22 protein-coding genes are annotated in these 17,134 nt (G+C 64.4%); 8 read left to right on the top strand and 14 right to left on the bottom strand.

Going from position 1 to position 17,134, the window contains the following annotated elements; translation table 11 throughout:
• Positions 1–354: a nuclear transport factor 2 family protein gene (locus BM133_RS03260; RefSeq protein WP_093431608.1), complete on the top strand. Its 354-nt coding sequence runs from the start codon at positions 1–3 to the stop codon at positions 352–354.
• A gap of 123 nt (positions 355–477) precedes the next feature.
• Here the strand turns inward: BM133_RS03260 and BM133_RS03255 are convergent, their stop codons facing one another.
• Positions 478–1,395 carry a LysR family transcriptional regulator gene (locus BM133_RS03255; protein WP_093435005.1) on the bottom strand — a complete coding sequence of 306 codons (918 nt, stop codon included), beginning with the start codon at positions 1,393–1,395 and terminating at the stop codon, positions 478–480.
• A 206-nt stretch (positions 1,396–1,601) separates the two neighbouring features.
• Here BM133_RS03255 and BM133_RS03250 point away from each other — a divergent pair, with 206 nt between their 5' ends.
• The 3 genes from BM133_RS03250 (at position 1,602) to BM133_RS03240 (ending at position 5,921) form a co-directional block, all read left to right on the top strand.
• Entirely contained in the window at positions 1,602–2,987 is a 1,386-nt protein-coding gene (locus tag BM133_RS03250; RefSeq protein ID WP_256219040.1) for an MFS transporter, read from the top strand.
• Between the two features lie 278 nt (positions 2,988–3,265).
• A complete protein-coding gene (gene chrA, locus BM133_RS03245) occupies positions 3,266–4,648 on the top strand; it encodes a chromate efflux transporter (protein WP_093431605.1) in 1,383 nt (460 codons plus the stop codon).
• 10 nt (positions 4,649–4,658) lie between these two features.
• A complete protein-coding gene (locus BM133_RS03240) occupies positions 4,659–5,921 on the top strand; it encodes an MFS transporter (protein WP_093435004.1) in 1,263 nt (420 codons plus the stop codon).
• Between the two features lie 89 nt (positions 5,922–6,010).
• On the opposite strand, the gene BM133_RS03235 is transcribed toward BM133_RS03240, so the two are convergent.
• From BM133_RS03235 to BM133_RS03210, 6 genes are all read right to left on the bottom strand, one after another.
• A complete protein-coding gene (locus BM133_RS03235; protein ID WP_093431603.1) occupies positions 6,011–6,661 on the bottom strand; it encodes a hypothetical protein in 651 nt (216 codons plus the stop codon).
• A 116-nt stretch (positions 6,662–6,777) separates the two neighbouring features.
• Positions 6,778–6,987 carry a DUF4287 domain-containing protein gene (locus BM133_RS03230; RefSeq protein WP_093431602.1) on the bottom strand — a complete coding sequence of 70 codons (210 nt, stop codon included), beginning with the start codon at positions 6,985–6,987 and terminating at the stop codon, positions 6,778–6,780.
• A gap of 199 nt (positions 6,988–7,186) precedes the next feature.
• Positions 7,187–7,477, bottom strand: coding sequence for a barstar family protein (locus tag BM133_RS03225; protein ID WP_093435003.1), 291 nt, complete (start codon positions 7,475–7,477; stop codon positions 7,187–7,189).
• A 74-nt stretch (positions 7,478–7,551) separates the two neighbouring features.
• Positions 7,552–8,001: a GNAT family N-acetyltransferase gene (locus tag BM133_RS03220; RefSeq protein ID WP_093431600.1), complete on the bottom strand. Its 450-nt coding sequence runs from the start codon at positions 7,999–8,001 to the stop codon at positions 7,552–7,554.
• 40 nt (positions 8,002–8,041) lie between these two features.
• The gene (locus BM133_RS03215; protein WP_093431599.1) at positions 8,042–8,299 is read right to left on the bottom strand and encodes a hypothetical protein; all 258 of its coding nucleotides are present in this window, start codon (positions 8,297–8,299) and stop codon (positions 8,042–8,044) included.
• A 150-nt stretch (positions 8,300–8,449) separates the two neighbouring features.
• Positions 8,450–9,427 (bottom strand): hypothetical protein, encoded by a 978-nt coding sequence (locus BM133_RS03210; protein ID WP_093431598.1) that lies wholly within the window; start codon positions 9,425–9,427, stop codon positions 8,450–8,452.
• Between the two features lie 59 nt (positions 9,428–9,486).
• Between BM133_RS03210 and BM133_RS34445 the strand changes: the two genes are divergently transcribed.
• Positions 9,487–9,675, top strand: coding sequence for a hypothetical protein (locus BM133_RS34445; RefSeq protein ID WP_143100061.1), 189 nt, complete (start codon positions 9,487–9,489; stop codon positions 9,673–9,675).
• Positions 9,676–9,759: 84 nt separating this feature from the next.
• On the opposite strand, the gene BM133_RS03205 is transcribed toward BM133_RS34445, so the two are convergent.
• Complete coding sequence (locus BM133_RS03205; protein WP_093431596.1) at positions 9,760–10,074, bottom strand: hypothetical protein; 315 nt, start codon at positions 10,072–10,074, stop codon at positions 9,760–9,762.
• 70 nt (positions 10,075–10,144) lie between these two features.
• Entirely contained in the window at positions 10,145–10,465 is a 321-nt protein-coding gene (locus tag BM133_RS03200) for a hypothetical protein (RefSeq protein WP_143100060.1), read from the bottom strand.
• 198 nt (positions 10,466–10,663) lie between these two features.
• Between BM133_RS03200 and BM133_RS03195 the strand changes: the two genes are divergently transcribed.
• Both BM133_RS03195 and BM133_RS03190 read left to right on the top strand, forming a co-directional pair.
• Complete coding sequence (locus tag BM133_RS03195; RefSeq protein WP_093431593.1) at positions 10,664–11,182, top strand: hypothetical protein; 519 nt, start codon at positions 10,664–10,666, stop codon at positions 11,180–11,182.
• 157 nt (positions 11,183–11,339) lie between these two features.
• Positions 11,340–11,531, top strand: coding sequence for a hypothetical protein (locus tag BM133_RS03190; RefSeq protein WP_093431592.1), 192 nt, complete (start codon positions 11,340–11,342; stop codon positions 11,529–11,531).
• A gap of 30 nt (positions 11,532–11,561) precedes the next feature.
• Here BM133_RS03190 and BM133_RS03185 read toward each other — a convergent pair whose 3' ends face one another.
• The 3 genes from BM133_RS03185 to BM133_RS03175 all read right to left on the bottom strand — a co-directional run bounded on the left by BM133_RS03185 (position 11,562) and on the right by BM133_RS03175 (position 13,843).
• Entirely contained in the window at positions 11,562–11,981 is a 420-nt protein-coding gene (locus BM133_RS03185; protein WP_093431590.1) for a VOC family protein, read from the bottom strand.
• Positions 11,982–12,130: 149 nt separating this feature from the next.
• Positions 12,131–12,751 carry a pentapeptide repeat-containing protein gene (locus BM133_RS35095; RefSeq protein ID WP_177224704.1) on the bottom strand — a complete coding sequence of 207 codons (621 nt, stop codon included), beginning with the start codon at positions 12,749–12,751 and terminating at the stop codon, positions 12,131–12,133.
• 588 nt (positions 12,752–13,339) lie between these two features.
• Positions 13,340–13,843 (bottom strand): hypothetical protein, encoded by a 504-nt coding sequence (locus tag BM133_RS03175; protein ID WP_093431587.1) that lies wholly within the window; start codon positions 13,841–13,843, stop codon positions 13,340–13,342.
• 511 nt (positions 13,844–14,354) lie between these two features.
• On the opposite strand from BM133_RS03175, the gene BM133_RS03170 reads away from it, so the two are divergent.
• Positions 14,355–14,996 carry a dihydrofolate reductase family protein gene (locus BM133_RS03170; protein ID WP_093431586.1) on the top strand — a complete coding sequence of 214 codons (642 nt, stop codon included), beginning with the start codon at positions 14,355–14,357 and terminating at the stop codon, positions 14,994–14,996.
• 97 nt (positions 14,997–15,093) lie between these two features.
• Here BM133_RS03170 and BM133_RS03165 read toward each other — a convergent pair whose 3' ends face one another.
• Together BM133_RS03165 and BM133_RS03160 are read right to left on the bottom strand one after the other, a co-directional pair.
• Entirely contained in the window at positions 15,094–16,074 is a 981-nt protein-coding gene (locus BM133_RS03165) for a tripartite tricarboxylate transporter substrate-binding protein (protein ID WP_093431584.1), read from the bottom strand.
• A complete protein-coding gene (locus BM133_RS03160; RefSeq protein WP_143100058.1) occupies positions 16,071–16,943 on the bottom strand; it encodes a LysR family transcriptional regulator in 873 nt (290 codons plus the stop codon). The genes BM133_RS03165 and BM133_RS03160 overlap by 4 nt, the downstream gene beginning before the upstream one ends.
• Positions 16,944–17,134 lie beyond the last annotated feature (191 nt).

Raw genomic sequence — 17,134 nt, 5'->3', positions numbered from 1 at the left:
ATGACCGACACGAACAGGCTCCCTCCTGAACTTCAAGCCGCCATGCGTGCACGAGACGAAGCCTTCTATGCCGTCGATCCGGCGCAGTGGGGCAAGTACACCGCAAGCGACTTCACGACGGTCCAGCAGAACGGCCAGTTCATGTCCCGGGCCGAACGCATCGGCAACCTCCAAACTCAGAGGCAGCGGCCCTGTGTCCCGCGCGAACGTGAGCAGCACGAGCAGCAAGGCGACCTTGTGGTCACCCGCTTTTTCAGCGGCGGATTGTGGGTGGTGGAAGTCTGGAAGCGCATCGACGGTGCATGGGCCACCGTCATGACGCAAGCCACCACGGCGACGTCCACCGCGCCCTGAACCACCGTTTCATGGCACGTCCGCTCCTGGCTGACCGTACCCATCCGCACGCGCCCTCTTCGAACGCCGGCAATCACCGCGAAGCCGACCTTCGGCATCGAAGCTCGAACCCAGTCACGGTGCTCATGGCTGCTCGTTCAGTGGCCGGCAAACCTCCAGCACCACCCCGCGCAGCCACCGATGCGCAGGGTCCCGGTCCAGGCGCGGATGCCACATCTGCGAGACGGTGATCTGCGCCGTGGGCATCGGCAGCGGGAACGCGCACAGCGTGCCTCGCGCCCTCAGGTGTTCGAAGTACGAGGACGGTATCAATGCCACCAGATCGGTCGCGGCCGCAATCGACAAGGCGGTGCTGAAGCTGGGCACCACGACCGCGGTGTTGCGCACCAGGCCCATCGCGCCCAGCGCATCGTCCACCGGCCCCACGGTCCGGCCGTGGCGTGAAGTGACCACGTGGTCGCAGGCTGCGTAGCGCTCGGCCGTGATCCCGGGGCCGGCGAGCAGCGGATGGCCCTGTCGCACCACCGCGATGAAGTGGTCGCGATACAGCGCCTGCACGCGCACCTCGGGGCCCGCCTGGCCGAGAACGCCGACATCCAGATCGATCAGCCCCTCGCGCAGCGGTCGAACGTCCTTGTCGGGCTTGGGCGCGAAGCGCAGGCGAACGCCGGGCGCCTCGTGCGCGGCGCGCGCCACCAGGTGGTGCGCGAAGGCCTCGATGAAGCCGTCGTTGGCCCGTATGGTGAACGTGTGCTGGAGCGTGCGGGGGTCCATGCTCGCGCCGGCGGACTGAAGCACCGCGCGTGACTCCTGCACCAACTCCCTCACGCGGTCGCGCAGTGCCAGCGCATGCGGCGTGAGCACCATGGCGCGACCCGCGCGCACGAGCAGCTCGTCGCCGGTCGATTCCCGCAACCGCGCGAGCGCGCGGCTCATGGCCGACTCGCTCAGGCCCAGGCGCTCGGCGGCTTTCGCGACGCTGCCCTCGGAGAGAAGTGCGTTCAGCGCAAACAAGAGGTTCAGGTCGGCATCCGTTGGCATGCCCGAACCTAGCACGGCCGCGCCGATTTCGACAGGCGCCGCATGCAGGGACACGTTGCGCGCCACGCGCTGTGCAAGCCGTGTGCGCAGTCCTAAGCTGACCTGGCGCGATACAGCGTGCCTCCTCCAGTCGTCCAATCATGTTGTCATCCACGCTTCGAACGAACCCTTCTTCCCCCATTGCCCGCGCTGTCGAAACCCAAGAGGTGAACGACGCGAACGCGGTGCACGACACCGACGGCCTGCCCCTGCCGCAGCGCTACGCGGCCGTCGCCGCGATCCTGGGCGCGGGCGTGCTGGTGGTGCTCGATGGCGCCATCGCCAACATCGCGCTGCCGGGCATCGCGCAGCAATTGCAGGCGACACCCGCCGATGCCGTCTGGATCATCACCGCCTACCAGCTGGCCGTGGTCATGTTCCTGTTGCCGGCTTCTGCTGTCGGGGAGCGGTTCGGCTACCGGCGCGTGTTCGCCAGCGGCGTTGCCCTGTTCACCGCGGCATCGGTGTTGTGCGCGCTGGCCCCGTCGCTGCCATGGCTCGTGGCCGCGCGGTGCCTTCAGGGCCTGGGCAGCGCGGCCGTGATGCCCTTGGGGCTGGCGTTGTTGCGCTTCACCTATCCGCGTCGATTGCTGGCGCGCTCGATCGGCTGGAATGCGCTCGCCGTCGCGGCCGCTTCGGCGTCGGGCCCCACCCTTGGTGCCTTCATACTTTCTGCGGCGAGTTGGCCGTGGCTCTTTGCGGTGAACCTGCCGATCGGGCTGCTCGTGCTCGCCGCCTGCGCGGGGTTGCCTGGCCCGGCGCACTCGCCGCGTTCGGTGCGCCGCGTCGACGTGTGGAGCATCGCGCTGAACGCGGTCATGTTCGCCTCCTTCGTGCTGGGAGGCGACCGGCTGATGACGCATCCGTTGCACGGCGGCGCGTTGCTCGTGTTGTCGGCCGTCTGCATGGTGCTGCTGGTGCGGCGCGAGATGCCGAAGGCGGCACCGCTGATCCCGCTCGACCTGCTGCGCGTGCATTCCTTCCGGGTCTCGGTCATTGCCTCCGTGTGCTGCTTCACCGGCCAGATGGCGAGCCTTGTGGCGCTGCCGTTCTACATCCAGCACGAACTCGGCCAGAGCGCGGTGGCCGCCGGGCTCCTGATGACGCCCTGGCCGCTGGCGGTGATGCTGGCCGCACCGCTGTCGGCGCGGCTGGCCCAGCGCGTGCCGAGTGCATGGCTGTGCGCGGCCGGAAGCGCGTGCTTCGCGAGCGGGCTGGCCCTGTGTGCGCTGTGGCCGCTGCACGGCAACCCGGCCTTGCCGATCGCGGTGTTCACGAGCCTCGCGGGACTGGGCTTCGGTTTCTTTCAGACGCCGAACAACCAGAACATGCTGCTCTCGGCGCCGAAGGAACGCAGTGGCGCGGCGGGTGGTGCGCAGGGCACCGCCCGGCTCACGGGGTTGACGTTTGGAAGCCTGTTGATGAGCTTGATGTTCGGGCTGCTGCCGTCGCACAGTGCGGTGCACTGGGGGCTGGCGGTGGGGGCTTTGGCAGCGTTGGGCGGGGGTGTGGTGAGCTTGCTCAGAAGTCCGGCGAGGGCTCGCGTTGCGTGATTGGCATCGGGGCGAGAGCGTTCTCTTCGACCTCTGCATTGCTGATGCGACTGGCCGCTTTGGAGGGGGGCAGATGTCTTCAGTGGGCCCGTCGTGCCCTCGGGCTTTTGCGTGACGACGTGTGCTTCACGGTGATTGGGGACACCTTGATCGCTCTCATCGCGACACCCTGTATTTTTGGTCTGCTACGATGCCGCACATCGGGAAAACAGCCTCCCGGTCTGCAAAGCAAGACGGTGTCCCGTCCAAGCGCTGGTGACCTCACAACGGAGCCTTCCGTGGACACCGCTTTGCCCGACACCCCTTCCGCATCCCCCGCGCCTTCAGCGCCCCTCCAGCCCGTTTCCTTCACTGAAGCCCTGCGCTTCTGGCTCAAGCTCGGCTTCATCAGCTTTGGCGGGCCCGCCGGGCAGATCGCGATCATGCATACCGAGCTGGTCGAGCGGCGGCGCTGGATCAGCGAAAAGCGTTTTCTTCACGCGCTGAACTTCTGCATGCTGCTGCCCGGCCCCGAAGCCCAACAGCTTGCCACCTACATCGGCTGGCTGATGCACCGCACGCGCGGCGGCATCGTTGCCGGCGCGTTGTTTGTGCTGCCTTCGCTGTTCATCCTCGTCGCGCTGTCGTGGATCTACCTGCGCTTCGGAAATGTGCCGGCGGTTGCCGGCATCTTCTACGGCATCAAGCCTGCCGTCACCGTACTGGTGTTGCACGCGGCGCATCGCATCGGCAGCCGCGCACTGAAGAACCGGTGGATGTGGGGCATCGCCGCCGCCGCGTTCATTGCGATCTTCGCGTTCGACACGCCCTTTCCGGCGATCGTCCTGGCAGCCGGCCTGATCGGTCATTTCGGGGCACGCTGGGCACCCGGTGTCTTCGCACCCGGTGGCGGGCATGGCAATGCCGGGCAAAGCTACGGTCCGGCGCTGATCGACGACGACACGCCCACGCCGCCGCACGCGCGCTTCTCGCGCCGGCACCTCGTCAAGATCCTCGCGGCCGGCCTGGGCCTTTGGCTGCTGGCCATGGGCGTGCTGATCGCCACGCAGGGACTGCAGGGCACGCTCACGCAGATGGGCTGGTTCTTCACCAAGGCGGCATTGCTGACCTTCGGCGGCGCCTATGCCGTGCTGCCCTACGTCTACCAAGGCGCCGTCGAACAGCACCAGTGGCTGTCGGGCGCACAGATGATCGATGGCCTTGCCTTGGGCGAGACGACACCGGGTCCGCTCATCATGGTCGTGGCTTTCGTCGGCTTCGTCGGCGGATGGCTCAAAGAGGTGCTGGGGCCGGATTCGTTGTTCCTGGCGGGCGCGCTGGCCGCAACCGCAGTGACCTTCTTCACCTTCTTGCCGTCGTTCATCTTCATCCTCGCCGGCGGACCCGCCATCGAGGCCACGCATGGCAAGCTGGGCTTCACGGCGCCGCTGTCGGCGATCACCGCTGCAGTGGTGGGCGTGATCCTCAACCTGGCGCTCTTCTTCGCGTACCACGTGCTCTGGCCTCGGGGCTTCGGTGGCCACTTCGACGCCATCTCGGCGCTGATCGCCGTCGCGGCGGCCGTTGCCTTGTTCCGTTTCAAGCTCGGCGTGATGCCGCTGCTCGGTGCCTGCGCGGCCATCGGGTTGACGGTGACCTTGTTGCTGCCCGTGCTGCGCTGAGGTGGCCGCCATGAGCACCACCACGGTCCCTCGCTCGCGCACGGGTCTCGCGCGCCTGCTGCCTTCCGGCGTCGACCCCGAGGCCTTGCCTTTGCTCGTCGCGCGCGGACTTCGCGCTTTCGCAGACGGGTACATGGCGGTGCTGCTGCCGGCCTACCTGCTGTCCATCGGCCTCGGAACACTGGAGGTCGGTGTCGTCAGCACAGCGACCATGCTGGGTTCGGCGCTCGCGACGCTCGCGGTCGGCGCATGGGGATACCGTTTCGCAGGGAGCCGGCTGCTGCGCGGCGCGGCGCTGCTGATGGCCGCCACGGGCCTTGGCTTTGCGGGCCTGTCCTCGTTCTGGCCATTGCTGATCGTCGCACTGGTCGGCACGCTCAATCCCAGTTCGGGCGATGTCAGCGTATTTCTTCCGCTGGAGCACGCCCGCCTGGCCACGGCTGCCCGAGGCCACGCCCGCACGGCACTGTTTGCGCGCTACAGCCTCCTCGGTGCCTTGTGTGCGGCGCTGGGCGCGCTGGCCGCTGCCGTGCCGGACTGGCTCGTTCGGCACAGTGGGTTCGCCCGGCTCGACGCGTTGCGCGGGATGTTCGTCGTCTACGCGGTGATCGGGCTGATCGTCTTCTGGATCTATCGAAACCTTCCGGCCCAGGCCGGTGCGGACAACGCGGAAAGCCTGCCTGTGGCGCCCGCCCCGCTGGGCCCCTCGCGCCCGGTCGTGATGCGATTGGCTGCACTCTTCAGCCTCGACGCGTTTGCCGGCGGGCTGATGGTCAACGCGCTGATGTCGTTGTGGCTGCTGGAGCGATTCGGCTTCTCTCTCACCCAGGCCGGCGTGTTCTTCTTCTGGACCGGGTTGCTGAGCGCGGCGTCGCAACTGGCGGCGCCTGTGGTCGCACAGCGCATCGGGTTGCTCAACACCATGGTCTTCACGCACCTGCCGGCCAACGTCTGCCTGGTGCTGGCGGCACTGTCGCCCAACTTGCCGATCGCATTGGGCTTGTTGACGATCCGCAGCGCGCTGTCGTCCATGGACGTTCCCACACGAACGGCTTACGTGATGGCCGTGGTGACACCGCCCGAGCGTGCGGCAGCGGCAAGCTTCACGGCAGTGCCCCGGAGCCTGGCGGCTGCCATCAGCCCGACCATCAGCGGCGCGCTCTTCGCAGCCGGATGGATTTCGCTACCGCTCATCGCATGCGGGCTGCTGAAGATCACCTACGACCTGGCGCTCTGGCGCGCCATGCGACGGGATCGACTCGATGGGGAGTGAGGCGCGGATCGCGGAATGGCTGCTATTGGGTCCGGGCAAAAGAGCCCTTGGCCGCAACCGGCCGGCTGTAGACGATGGCGATGAAATCCTCAGCGACTCAAGGCAGCGCACTCGCCCTCGGCCAAGGCGCGGACGACGCCTGGCAAGGGCAATTTGTACTCCGCTCCCAATCCCACATCCACTGTCCAGGGCTTGAACTCGCCATGCAGGCAGTCGCCCCTGCGCGCAGTGGCGATGCCTGTGCCCAGGCGGGTATCCGACGACGGTCCAGGCGTGTTGCCGAGTGCGCTGTTGGACTGTTCCGCGAAAGAGCGTGGGCGGTTCCGGTCCATGTCGCGCAAGGCGCGGCGCGTGGCTTCGGAGTGCAGATCGAGCGGTCGCGCCTGCGGCGTTGCTGGTGGAGCCGATGTCGCCGATGTAGCCGATGTAGCCGCGGCGGCAGTTTCGGTCGATGCGATGCCCGAGGCATCGCGCCGGGCGGCAGGCGCGATGTCGGCTCGCGTGCCAGAGCGTGCGGCCGGCACGCGGGCTCTCGACACCTCCTGTGATGGCTTCGGCGCCAATGCCGGCGTGGCGGGCGAAAGCGCGGGCTCGAGGGCGATCAAATGCACGGCGATGCGCTGTGCGTCGACGGCAGCCGGAATACGCGGTTTGCTCGCGATGCTGAGGAAGCCGATCAGCAGGCCGTGCATGGCAGCGACGACCAGGACCACGGCCACTTTGGCGGCATATCGCTTCATGGCATGCGGGGATGAAGATCCGCATTGCATCGGTTCATCATGCTGTTTGAAGCAATCCAGATCGCATGATCACCGGTTTCAAGTTGCTGGCCACGCTCCCTGACGTGCGTGCCAAGCTACTTCTTCGCGAGGAAGGCCGCAACCAAGGCGTTCGCATGCCCGTGTCCGACCTGGTGCTGGACTTTGAGGAGGTTGACGAGTTCCATGTGCTTCAGCGGGCCCGCACTCTGGAGAATTTCCATCCAATGCGCTATTGGTTTGGCGTAAGTCTTTTCGATGGAAGGGAAATATGAGGCAGGTCCTTTTGCCTTGGTCGTTTCGGCCATGGAGGCATCCTTCGAAGGTGAGAGTGGCATTCATGCAAAGCCGAAGGGCAATGCTTTGGCGCGGCTTCCAGACCGAGCTGGATGCCTTGGCCGAGGCGACTGGTTTTGGTCGACTGTAGCCGGTCGAGGAGACCGTCGATCCAAGGTGTTCGCAAACCAGGCGTTCATGACGAAGGTCTGCAGTTGGCCGAGAGGCGGCTTAGTCGTATGTGACCGTAGCTGCGGACGATGGATACATCGCTTGCGCTTGGGTGAGGCTCTGCCTAAGTATTTCGGCATCCCTCGGCAGTAATCGCACCAGTTCGGGCCAACCTTTAAGTCGCAAGTGAAGTGGCATTTCTATCAAGCCAGTGATGGCGTCCCAGAACGCGTCCCAGTTCTGCCCGTAGAAGTCGGGAAAGCGAAGAGCGGTCATCAGATGCTTGTGAAGCTCGCGAGAACTGCGAACGCCGGTCAGCTCGATGGTCAGTTCTGCTTCTCGCGTTTCCATTCCAGAGTCCTTGCAACGTTGGAGGTGAGCCTCGGATGTCCGCTTGTGGCCGGGCTTCTGTCTCTCCGGCGGCGTCATTGTTGAAGGGCGACTGGATGACGAGCCAAGAAATAATGCGTGTCGTTGGCATTCTCTTCGACGAATCCATGACGGCCGTAAAGCGCTCCGACCGGATTCCACTTCAGATGTTCCAACCGGACCACTTCGCTATCTTGATCTGCATGTCCCAGCACCTGACGAAGTACGGCTGAACCAATGCCGCACCGCTGAAAGGCTGGCAGAACGTAGAACTCGCCGATGCGAAGGTGACCGTCGACCTTCCACGTGGCAATCGTGCCTACTGGCATTGAACTCTTAAGGATGATCGACCACGGGCGCTCCCTCCACCGGCTTCGATGCAAATTCCGTTGGAAGTTGTCGTCCCAACCCCAACGCGCCGCAACGTAGGGGCCCAGCGCCTGGCGCTTCGCATCGAGGGCGAACTCGAAATCTGAATCGACGGCGGCGCGTATTTCTAGGTCCATGGCAGGTCGCTTGCGAAGGTCCGGTCTTGGCCGAGTTCGGTCAACTAGCAGAGGCGGCGGCTTCAACCCAAACAATCTCGTCGGGGTGATGCTGGCCGATGGTATCGAGCGCGTCCTCTAGGACCAGGTGTTCTCGTGCTCCAAGTGCATACGCGAAGCGCGTTAGGCCTTTCCCCTTCAGCACGGTGAAGTCCTGCTCGGAGACCGCATCGGCGCCACACCAAATCGCAGTGCCCGAACTTGCGGCCTCGCGCAGTGCATCTTTCAGGCCGCTGGGGGTAATTGCAAGGAAGACCACGTTCGCTCCTGTTGTGATGTTTGCGGGATGACTGAGTGACAGGTTCTGGCCGCATTCTGCCTTTGCCTACCGCGCAATCACGAGACACTGCGCGTGCTCGCAGTCCCACGCGCCTTCACGATCCAAGCTCCTGTCTATGAACCCGACCCCTCAGGCCAGCGGCAAACCTCGATGGGCACGGGTGCGTTCGTCGTGCAGTTCCTGCACCGCCAGCGCGTTCAGATGCACGTTCAGCGTGTTGCCCACGCTCGCCAGGTACTGGCACGCGGCATAACCCTCGGCGGCCTCTTCGTAGCGCGCCACCCAGGCGTCGCGCGCGGGTAGCTTGTCGGGCGGCACCGGCCAGACGTTCGGGCGCGGCAGGTGCTCGCGGATGTCCATGCGCCATGGCTTCGCGCTCAGGCGCGCGCGAAAGCAGTTCTGGTTGCGGCACATGCGCGCGTAGACCTGGTCGGCGCCCAGCGCCTGGAAAGCGTCGGCCACGGCGGCATCGGACGGCGCGAAGACGTCGTGCATGGCCAGTACGCGCACGCCTGCGGGTGTGCGGTACAGCCGCAGGTGCCAGTCAGGATGCTGGTAGATGAAGCGCTCCACGCGCGCATGCACGCCCGCAAGGGGATCGCTCTTGTCCTGGGTGAAGCGCAGCCCCTCGGCGCGTACGCGCCAGATGCCGACGGCCGCTATCAGCACAAACGCGGCAACGCACGCTATCGCCGAGCGCGTCGCGTAGCCCGCGACCAGCGCTGCGATGAACGCCACGCCGATCACCGTCAGCCCGCGCGCGCTACCGCGCGTGTCTTCGAAATCGACGTCGACGAACATCACATCGGGCGTGTTGAGGCAACGCGCGCCGTAGCCGTTGCGGGTGACGACGCTGTCACCTTGGCGTTCGACGATCTCCTCGCGGATCGGCATGCCCTCGGCGCCGTTGTAGGCCAGCTTGCGCTCGCGACGCTTCAGCATTTCGCCGCTGACGATGCGGTCGAAGGCTTCGCGAGTGCGCTGGTCGGCATGCGCCTGCGCAGCCAGGGGGCTGTCATCGGACCAGCCGTAGCGGCGCACGGTGAACTGCTTGCCGGCCACCTGCTCCTGGATGCGGCCCTCGGCCCAGAACTGGGGGACGATCATGGTTTCAGGCGCCCTTGTCGAGATACGCCCACGCCAGCGCAGCGAGCAGCAGCACGGGGTTGCGCCTGCTGATCGACAGCATCGGGGTGAAGCTGGTCGCAGCTGCTGTCCATCAGACTTCCGCTCGAAACGTCAGCCGGGCGATCAGGTGCGAGGCGCAGAAGATTGGTATTTGGGTTCTCCATGCGGCGAGGATCAAGGCGAATCAAGACTGGCGGCATATTCCAAGCTCAAATGTTTTTGGATGATCGGTTTGTGGCAACTCTGCCCCGCATGCGTACTTCCGCTATTGGCCGGATTCTGCCGGAGCGTCCGCCCCAGCGGGGCCAGTGCTAGCCCTCTGAGTGAAAGAGCTTCGGCAAGAGTCGGTGCACGTATTCATGCATGTATGAGTTGCCGCCGCAGAACTCCAAGGTTTGCTCGCTGGTAAGAAACGTCAGCAGCGGCGAGACGCTTTCACCATCCGTCTGGAAACCTGCCGCGTCGTCGATGAGGCTCGCCACCGCGAAACCAATGCTGCCCGTGAGCTGCTCGACCAAATCTTCGGGCGCCTCGACCTTCTCCAGCTCAGCCTTGATTGTTCGCAGAAGCTCGGCCGTGAGAGCTTGCTGAAGGCGGTCGAAGGCGCCAGTGGAGACCAAGTTCATGCTGTTCCCGTGATTTGCCGAGTCAAGGTTGGGCGTCTGCTTCTGGGCCCGTCACAGGCGCTCGCAAACGTCATGCGAGAACTGCCGCGAATGCCCCAACGCAGAAAGAACCCGCATAGAGGACCGTGGTCCAGAACAGAGCCAACGCACGCCTGTCAGCCACTTCTGCTGCAGGCCGTTCCGTGCCGAGCACCAGCCAAGAGAGCGCCCCGAGCCCCGGGCCCAGTTCGCCGCCTCTGGCGCTGTTTGCGGAGAGCACGCCCCAGACGAGTCCAAGAACGATGCAAGTCACAAGGATGTAGCTCAACCAGGCCTGGGGTACCAGCCACGGCGTCGCGAACCCGGTGATTGCGATAGCTAACAGAGTGAAGAGGAAGCGCTTGTTTCTCATGGACGCCCGTTGGTTTGGATCACTCGCCGCTGGCACCTGAATCATGAATTGATCCACAACGGACCAGAGCGACCAACCGCTCCCGGCCGGCTGCCGTAGTCGGCCAGACGGCTGACATTCTGCCTGGGCAGACCACCACCATGCGCTGCTTGTACAGCAGAATGCGGCATCAAATGGACCTCTCAGGGAGACCGGCGAATGGCTGACAAGAAGCGAGACTTGGTTGTTCACTATGACGAACTGCTTGGCAAGGTCATCTTCTATTCAACCGACGTGGAAAACACTGCGGCAATTCGAGCGAAGGAGTTCGACGGGGTGGCCCCTGAGGTTGCATTCTTTCGCGAGCAATCTGCCGATGACGCTGAGAAGTCGCTCGGCCACCTCGTCTTCTCTCTCATAGATCTGAACAGCCAGACGAAAATTTGTATCAGGGACTACGAATCTGAAGCCCACGCAGCGCATGCGGAGATGGTGACCGAATGGCAAGAGCAAATCGAATCCGGCGACCCCGAGGCACAGTTCCATTTTTCGGGGGAACTGTACGTCCAAGCAATGAAGAGCGGCTCACTGTCGGACCTCATGCGCGCTGACGTCTTGCTGCGTGCGTCAGCAGCACAAGGGCACGCCGCGGCCATTTCAAAGCTTGAGATCTGGTCAGACTTGAAGTCAATTGCCGAGCGACGCATAGCCAGAGATTCAAAACACCCCACGCCCTGATCGGCAGGGCTGTCGAATGTCCGGTGCTGGCCAAAGTTGCCCGACGGGACGACCGACCGCTTCTGGCCGACTTTCGCCGATCGTGCTGCCGGCGCGAAAGACGCTGAGCGAACTTTGACGATACGTCAGTGACGCTTGATGAACTCACCTTCGGCAGGTGAACTGGGGCATCCAGCTCTGCGTTCATTTGCGCCTGAATCTTCTGCAACGCATCCGCGGAATCTTGCCCGTACCCGCCATGCAGGGCGTTCGCGATGTGTCGCGCGGCATCGGCAGGATGGTGCCCCAAGCCTTCACCTCATCCATCGACGTTGATTCGGCGTACACGCCCACTTTGATTGAGCAATGAAGGCGCTTCTCAGTGCAGTCGACGGCAGCATCAGCCCTGAGGTTCAGAGGCCGAAGTCGCGTTCGGGTCCATCCAGAACGCCCCCCACAGGTGGTCATCGGGGTCGGCGAGATCTCGGCCGTACATGAACCCCAAGTCCTGTACCGGATTGACATCTGCCTTCCCGCCATTGGCTGCTGCGTTACGGTTCATCGCGTCCACGGCGTCCCGGCTCTCCAAGGCCAGGGACAGCATCACCCCGGCGGTTCCGGGCGCCGGCAGCGGTCGCTCCGTGAAGGTGCGCCACTTGTCATGCGTCAGCAACATCGTGTGGATTGCATCGCTCCACACCATGCATGCCGAAGAGTCGTCGCTGAACTTCGGGTTTTGCCGGAAGCCCAGCGCCTCGTAGAAGGCGATCGAGGTTCGGAGGTCAGCAACGGGAAGGCTGACGAAGATCATCTTTGCCATGGATTTCCTTGGTCGAAGAGGTACGCACTGGTGAACGTACACGAGCCTAGCTTAAAGCTGCATACCCTAGCCGCTTCGGGCCCGAAGCGGCTGTACGCGTTGACCCAAAGCCGACGTTCAACGCTTCGCTGCGACTGCGGCCCCGCTGTTCAAACTGTGCAGTCCTTCAGCACAGGCAAGGCACCAAGAAACTTCGCGCCTCGCAAATCGCATCGCTCGAACACACAGCCGTCAAACTTGCAGTTGTCAAACTCGCATGCTCGAAACTCGACTCGCTTGAATAAGGCGTCCGTCAAATCGCAGTTCGTGAATTTCGCCCGTCGTGCGCCCCACTCTTGGAGAGAGCCGGTGCCCAGGAATCTGGCGCTCGACATGTCACATGTATTGAACACGGCGTCATCTGCCTGAAAAGTGAGCTTGGAACCGGCGAAGCTGCACGCCTCGAAGACGGCCTTCTTGGCCAGAACACGGTCAAGCGTTGCGTTGTCAAAGCGAACCCGCAGAAATTTCGCACTCGACATGGACGTCGCCAGCAGTGCGCCCGAAAGGTCAACATCTGACATCTTGACCTCAAAGAGGTTGGCGGAAGTCAGTTCGTCAATTGCACCGTCCGCAGCCATGACCATTCCTCGCAGGTCGGCATGTCCATGTAGCTCGCGAGCCTCAAGGAGTTGTCGAACCAATGGAATCACGTACGAATGGAAAGTCGGCTCGCTCCATCGCTGCCGAAGGCCGCGCGGTCTCGCGTCGTTGGACTTTTCAAGTTTCATGGCAAAGGGGCATGAATTTCCGCTTGTGGCCGAATTCAGCCCTAGAGGCGAACGTCTGGTTTTGGCCGACTGTAGCCTGTCTCGGCCTGGGAGCAAGGGGGCCCCGAAACCTGCTTTCCGCCTGCTCCAATGTGGGACATTGGGCGTGATGCGAGTCGGTGCTACGACAACATCAACAGGAGGGCGGTAGCTGCGAGCAGGATGCACACAAGTCCCATCCCTGCCCACCAGATGCGAGCGTCGCGTCTCGCGCACCTCTTGCACGCCCGGGCGGATGTTGCCACCTCCGGGCCACCGGCTACGCGAATGTGAACGGACTGCATTGGCCCCAATTCCACTCCGCATCGAAAGCAATTCCAAGAGGAACCTATCCGTTGTGCCTTGTGGTGGTTGTATCGGTCCCAAACGAACACGCCAAAAAACACGGCAACAAGGAGGCCGAGAAGGAGTTGGCTTGCATTCATGGAGGCGGAAGTCAATGGCGAAGGGCTGGTTGTGGCCGACTGTAGCCGGTCGTGGTCTCGCGGCCTTTGCCTCATACCGAGAGCCTTTTGGAAGCCTGCAGACTCAACGGCAGACGCTCAAGATTTACCTACTTTGGCCGTCAATGCGCCCGGAATGGCGGTGCCTGAAGCCTCGAGGCTTCAGGCGAGCAAGGAAGAATCCCACGAGCGACAACAGCAGGAAGAATCCAGCTATGAGCGCGGGCTTTGCCTTGAAGTCGTCGAGGGCCGCCTGCTGCTGCCCCTCAGAAAGTAGGGTTTGACTTCCTGACTCGACCATCACCACCCAAGGTTCCTCGCCGAGTGTCGAAGGAACAAACCAAACTGTAAGGTGTTTGATTGACGCGCTCTTGAGGCGTGTACAAAGAGGGCCGACCCTCCCGCACGAGACCTGCTTGAAGGTACCGTCATGGCGCACAAATCTCGCTTGCGGCCAGCGAGACTTTATGTACTCTGCGTCCACAATTTCCATCTGTGACGCGGCCTTTGTCAGGCCGCTGGGGAGCCTGAGCCATTGCGCGCCGAAGAAGAGCGCGCCAAGCAAACCTGCTATGGCGATGACCTGCAAATATGCGCGTGTCTGAAACATCGAGACCTGTCGGATTTATCTGGTGCGCCTACGTCGCGCAACAAACGTCTGAAATTCGACTACTGGCGGATGCATACGACCCCTTGCTCCCCGCGGAATATAACTGGGCCGGTGCACCTGTTGGGGCAAACGCGCGAGTAGTCGATCTTCACGAAGGTCGGTTCCTAGCCGGATGTTGGCTCAGATCGACACCATCTTGGCGCGCACATTGCCGAGTTTTCAGCCTCCCGAATTCAGAACAACATATCCGCGTGTCCGGCGAAACCACAGGATCTTAGGGGCAATCAAACCAACCCCACGCGTACTCGTGGCCCAACTGTAGCTCTCGCAGGGTTCGGCCCGGTCACTCGACGCCACAGATCTAACGCCAGCCCTCTGTTGGCAGAAACCGAGGTTCCGTTGTCCTTGCCGCGCAAATCCACAACTCCTAGACTCGCCGCTCCATCTGCAATCTGAACAAGCCGGAACCCCTTCTTGTTTCATGACTGCCTTGCACCAAGGAGTGAACCGCATGTCAAAGCTTCGACTCAGGATCTCGATGTCGCTGGATGGTTTCGTCGCCGGTCCGAACCAGAGTCTGCAGGAACCGCTGGGCGCTGGCGGCGAGCAGTTGCACGAGTGGGTCTTCCCGCTGGAGGCCTGGCGGCGCCCGCATGGCCTGGAAGGCGGCGTGGCGAACGAGAGCACGCCGGTGATGGAGGAAGAACTCGCCAACATCGGCGCGACCATCATGGGCCGCAACATGTTCGGTGGCGGCCCGGGCCCGTGGAACACGACCGATCCCTGGAACGGCTGGTGGGGCGGCAATCCGCCGTTTCGCCACCCGGTGTTCGTGCTGACGCATCACGCGCGCGACCCGCTGGTCAGGGAGGGCGGCACGACCTTCACTTTCGTCACCGACGGCATCGAGAGCGCGCTGGACCAGGCGCGGCGCGCGGCCGCCGGAAAGGACGTGGCATTGGCGGGCGGCGCCCGCGCGGCGCAGCAGTACCTGAAGGCCGGCCTGGTCGACGAAATGCAGCTTCATCTGGTGCCGACGTTGCTCGGCGGTGGCGAGCGCTTGTTCGACGACGCCAACGCCCTGCGCACTCTTGCCATGGTGAAGACGGTCGCGACGCCGAACGTGGTCCACCTGAAGTTCGCGAAGAAGTAGAAGCACAAGCGGGTGGAGGCCGGGTCCGAGAAGAGCCGGGCCGCCCCCTCCGGACATCGACGACGCCGGACGCGCCTCTGGCCGAAGATGCCTCTTCTCAGTCCAGCCTGATGCCGGTGCGCTTGGCCAGCGCCGCGTACTTGTCGATCTGCTGGCGCAGGAATTCGGCGAAGACCTCCGGCGGCTCAACCGAGACGACGACGCCATCGCCCGCCAGCCGGTCGCGGATGTGCGGGGTCTGCAGCGTTCTTGCGATCTCGGTGCTCAGCGTGTCGACGAAGCGCGACGGCGTGCGGGCCGGCGCGACGAAGCCATAGAAGCCGACCAGTTCGAAGCCGGGCACCGACTCCGCAATGGCGGGCAGTTGCGGATACGCCGCAACCCGCCGCGCGCTCGTGATGCCCAGTGCCCGGATGCGCCGCGCCCGCAGGTGCGGCAGTGCGGACTCCAGCGTCACGAATGCGAGCGGCAAGTCGCCACCCATCAGCGCGCGGTAGACCTGCGAGCTGCCGTTGTAGGGCACATGCGCGAGCGGCACGTCGGCCTCGATGGCGAGCAGCTCGCCGGCCAGGTGCGACACCGAGCCGATGCCCAGCGAGGCGTACTGCAGCGGCGGATCGGCGCGTTGCGCCAGCTCGATCACCTCGGCCACGCTGCGGGCGGCGAAGTCCGCCTGCGCGACCAGCACGACGATCGAATGGCCGCCGAGCAGGACGGGCTTGAAATCGGTCAGCGCGTTGTACGGCATGTGCCGGCGCATCGCCTGGTTCACGGCGTGCGGCGAGAACACGATGCCGAAGGTGTTGCCATCGGGCGCGGCCGTTGCCACCGCCTGCGTGCCGATGATCATGCCGCCGCCCGGCCGGTTGTCGATGAACACCGGCCGCTCCAGCGTGCCCGCGAGGTCCTTGGCGACAAGGCGCGCCATGAAGTCGGCGGCACCGCCGGGCGCCTGCGGCACGATCATGCGCAATGCCCGGCTCGTGCCGTTGCTGGCCAACGCATCGCGACCGTACAGGCCGGCCGCCGCCATGGCGGCGAGCATCGCGCGCCGCGTGACCGACGTGCCGCGGTTCACCGCCGCAGCCTGCGCGACGCGCGCCGGAACTCGGCCGCGAGCGCCGCGGCGGGTGCGGTCAGCGGCCGCATCGTCGGGGTCATCAGGTACTGCACGGCCGGCGGCAGGTCCAGCGCGATGGGCAGCACCTTCAGCAGCCCCTCTGCCCGCAGCGGCTCCAGCGCGGCCAGGCTGTTGAGCGTGACGTAGTCGCTCTGCAGCAGCATGGAGATCAACGCGCTCGACGAATCGCAGTGCGCCACCAGCGTCGGATCGGGCAGGCCGTGTTTGCGCATGAGCGAGACGATCGCCGGCCCGCCGGTCTGCTGCACGCTGTAGAGCCAGCCGTAGGGCACCAGGCTCGCGAGGTCGCGCGCATCGGCCGCCGGGTGGCCCGCGCGCACGACGACGCCCAGGTCGGAACTGCACAGCTGCTCGGTGTGCAGGTCGGAGACGCTCTGGTCGGTGGGCAGGGGGCCGACCGCGAAATCGATCTTCGCTTCACGCAGCGCCGCGATCGTCGACGACGAGCGGCCGCCGAGCACGCTGACCAGCGCGTTGGGCGTGTGCTCGCGAAAACGTGCCACGGCCACCGGCAGCAGCATGGCCTCGGCGGTGGCCGAGAGGCCCACCGTGATCAGCTTGTGCGTGTCGCCGCTGAGGCTGTCGATCTCTTCCTGCATGTGGCGCAGCTCCGCATCGACGATGCGGGCGCGGCGCAGCACGATGCGGCCGAATTCGGTGGGCTCGACGCCCCGCGCGGAGCGCACCAGCAGCGGCACGCCCAACGATTTTTCGAGCGCGGTGAGGTTCTTGCTGACGGCGGCCTGCGCAAGGCCGAGCTTGCGCGCGGCGGATCGAACACTGCCTGTTTCGATGACTGCTATCAAATCTCTTAAATGGGCCTCGCGCACAGTGTCTCGTATGTAATTTTCGTTGTGATCTAAACGATTATCCGGCAAGGGCCCCTTCGGCGCAGTGCAATCGCAAGCGCGCGCAGGGGGTGCAGCGCAACACCGCCACGCTGTGCGAATTCTCGAAGTGCGTGACTGCGACAGCCCGTCTGCCCACCTGCGGTGAA

The organism is Variovorax sp. 770b2 (genome assembly GCF_900115685.1).
Classification (GTDB): domain Bacteria; phylum Pseudomonadota; class Gammaproteobacteria; order Burkholderiales; family Burkholderiaceae_C; genus Variovorax.
Note: the sequence above shows the minus strand (reverse complement) of the source record. Positions and strands in the feature narration are given on the sequence as shown.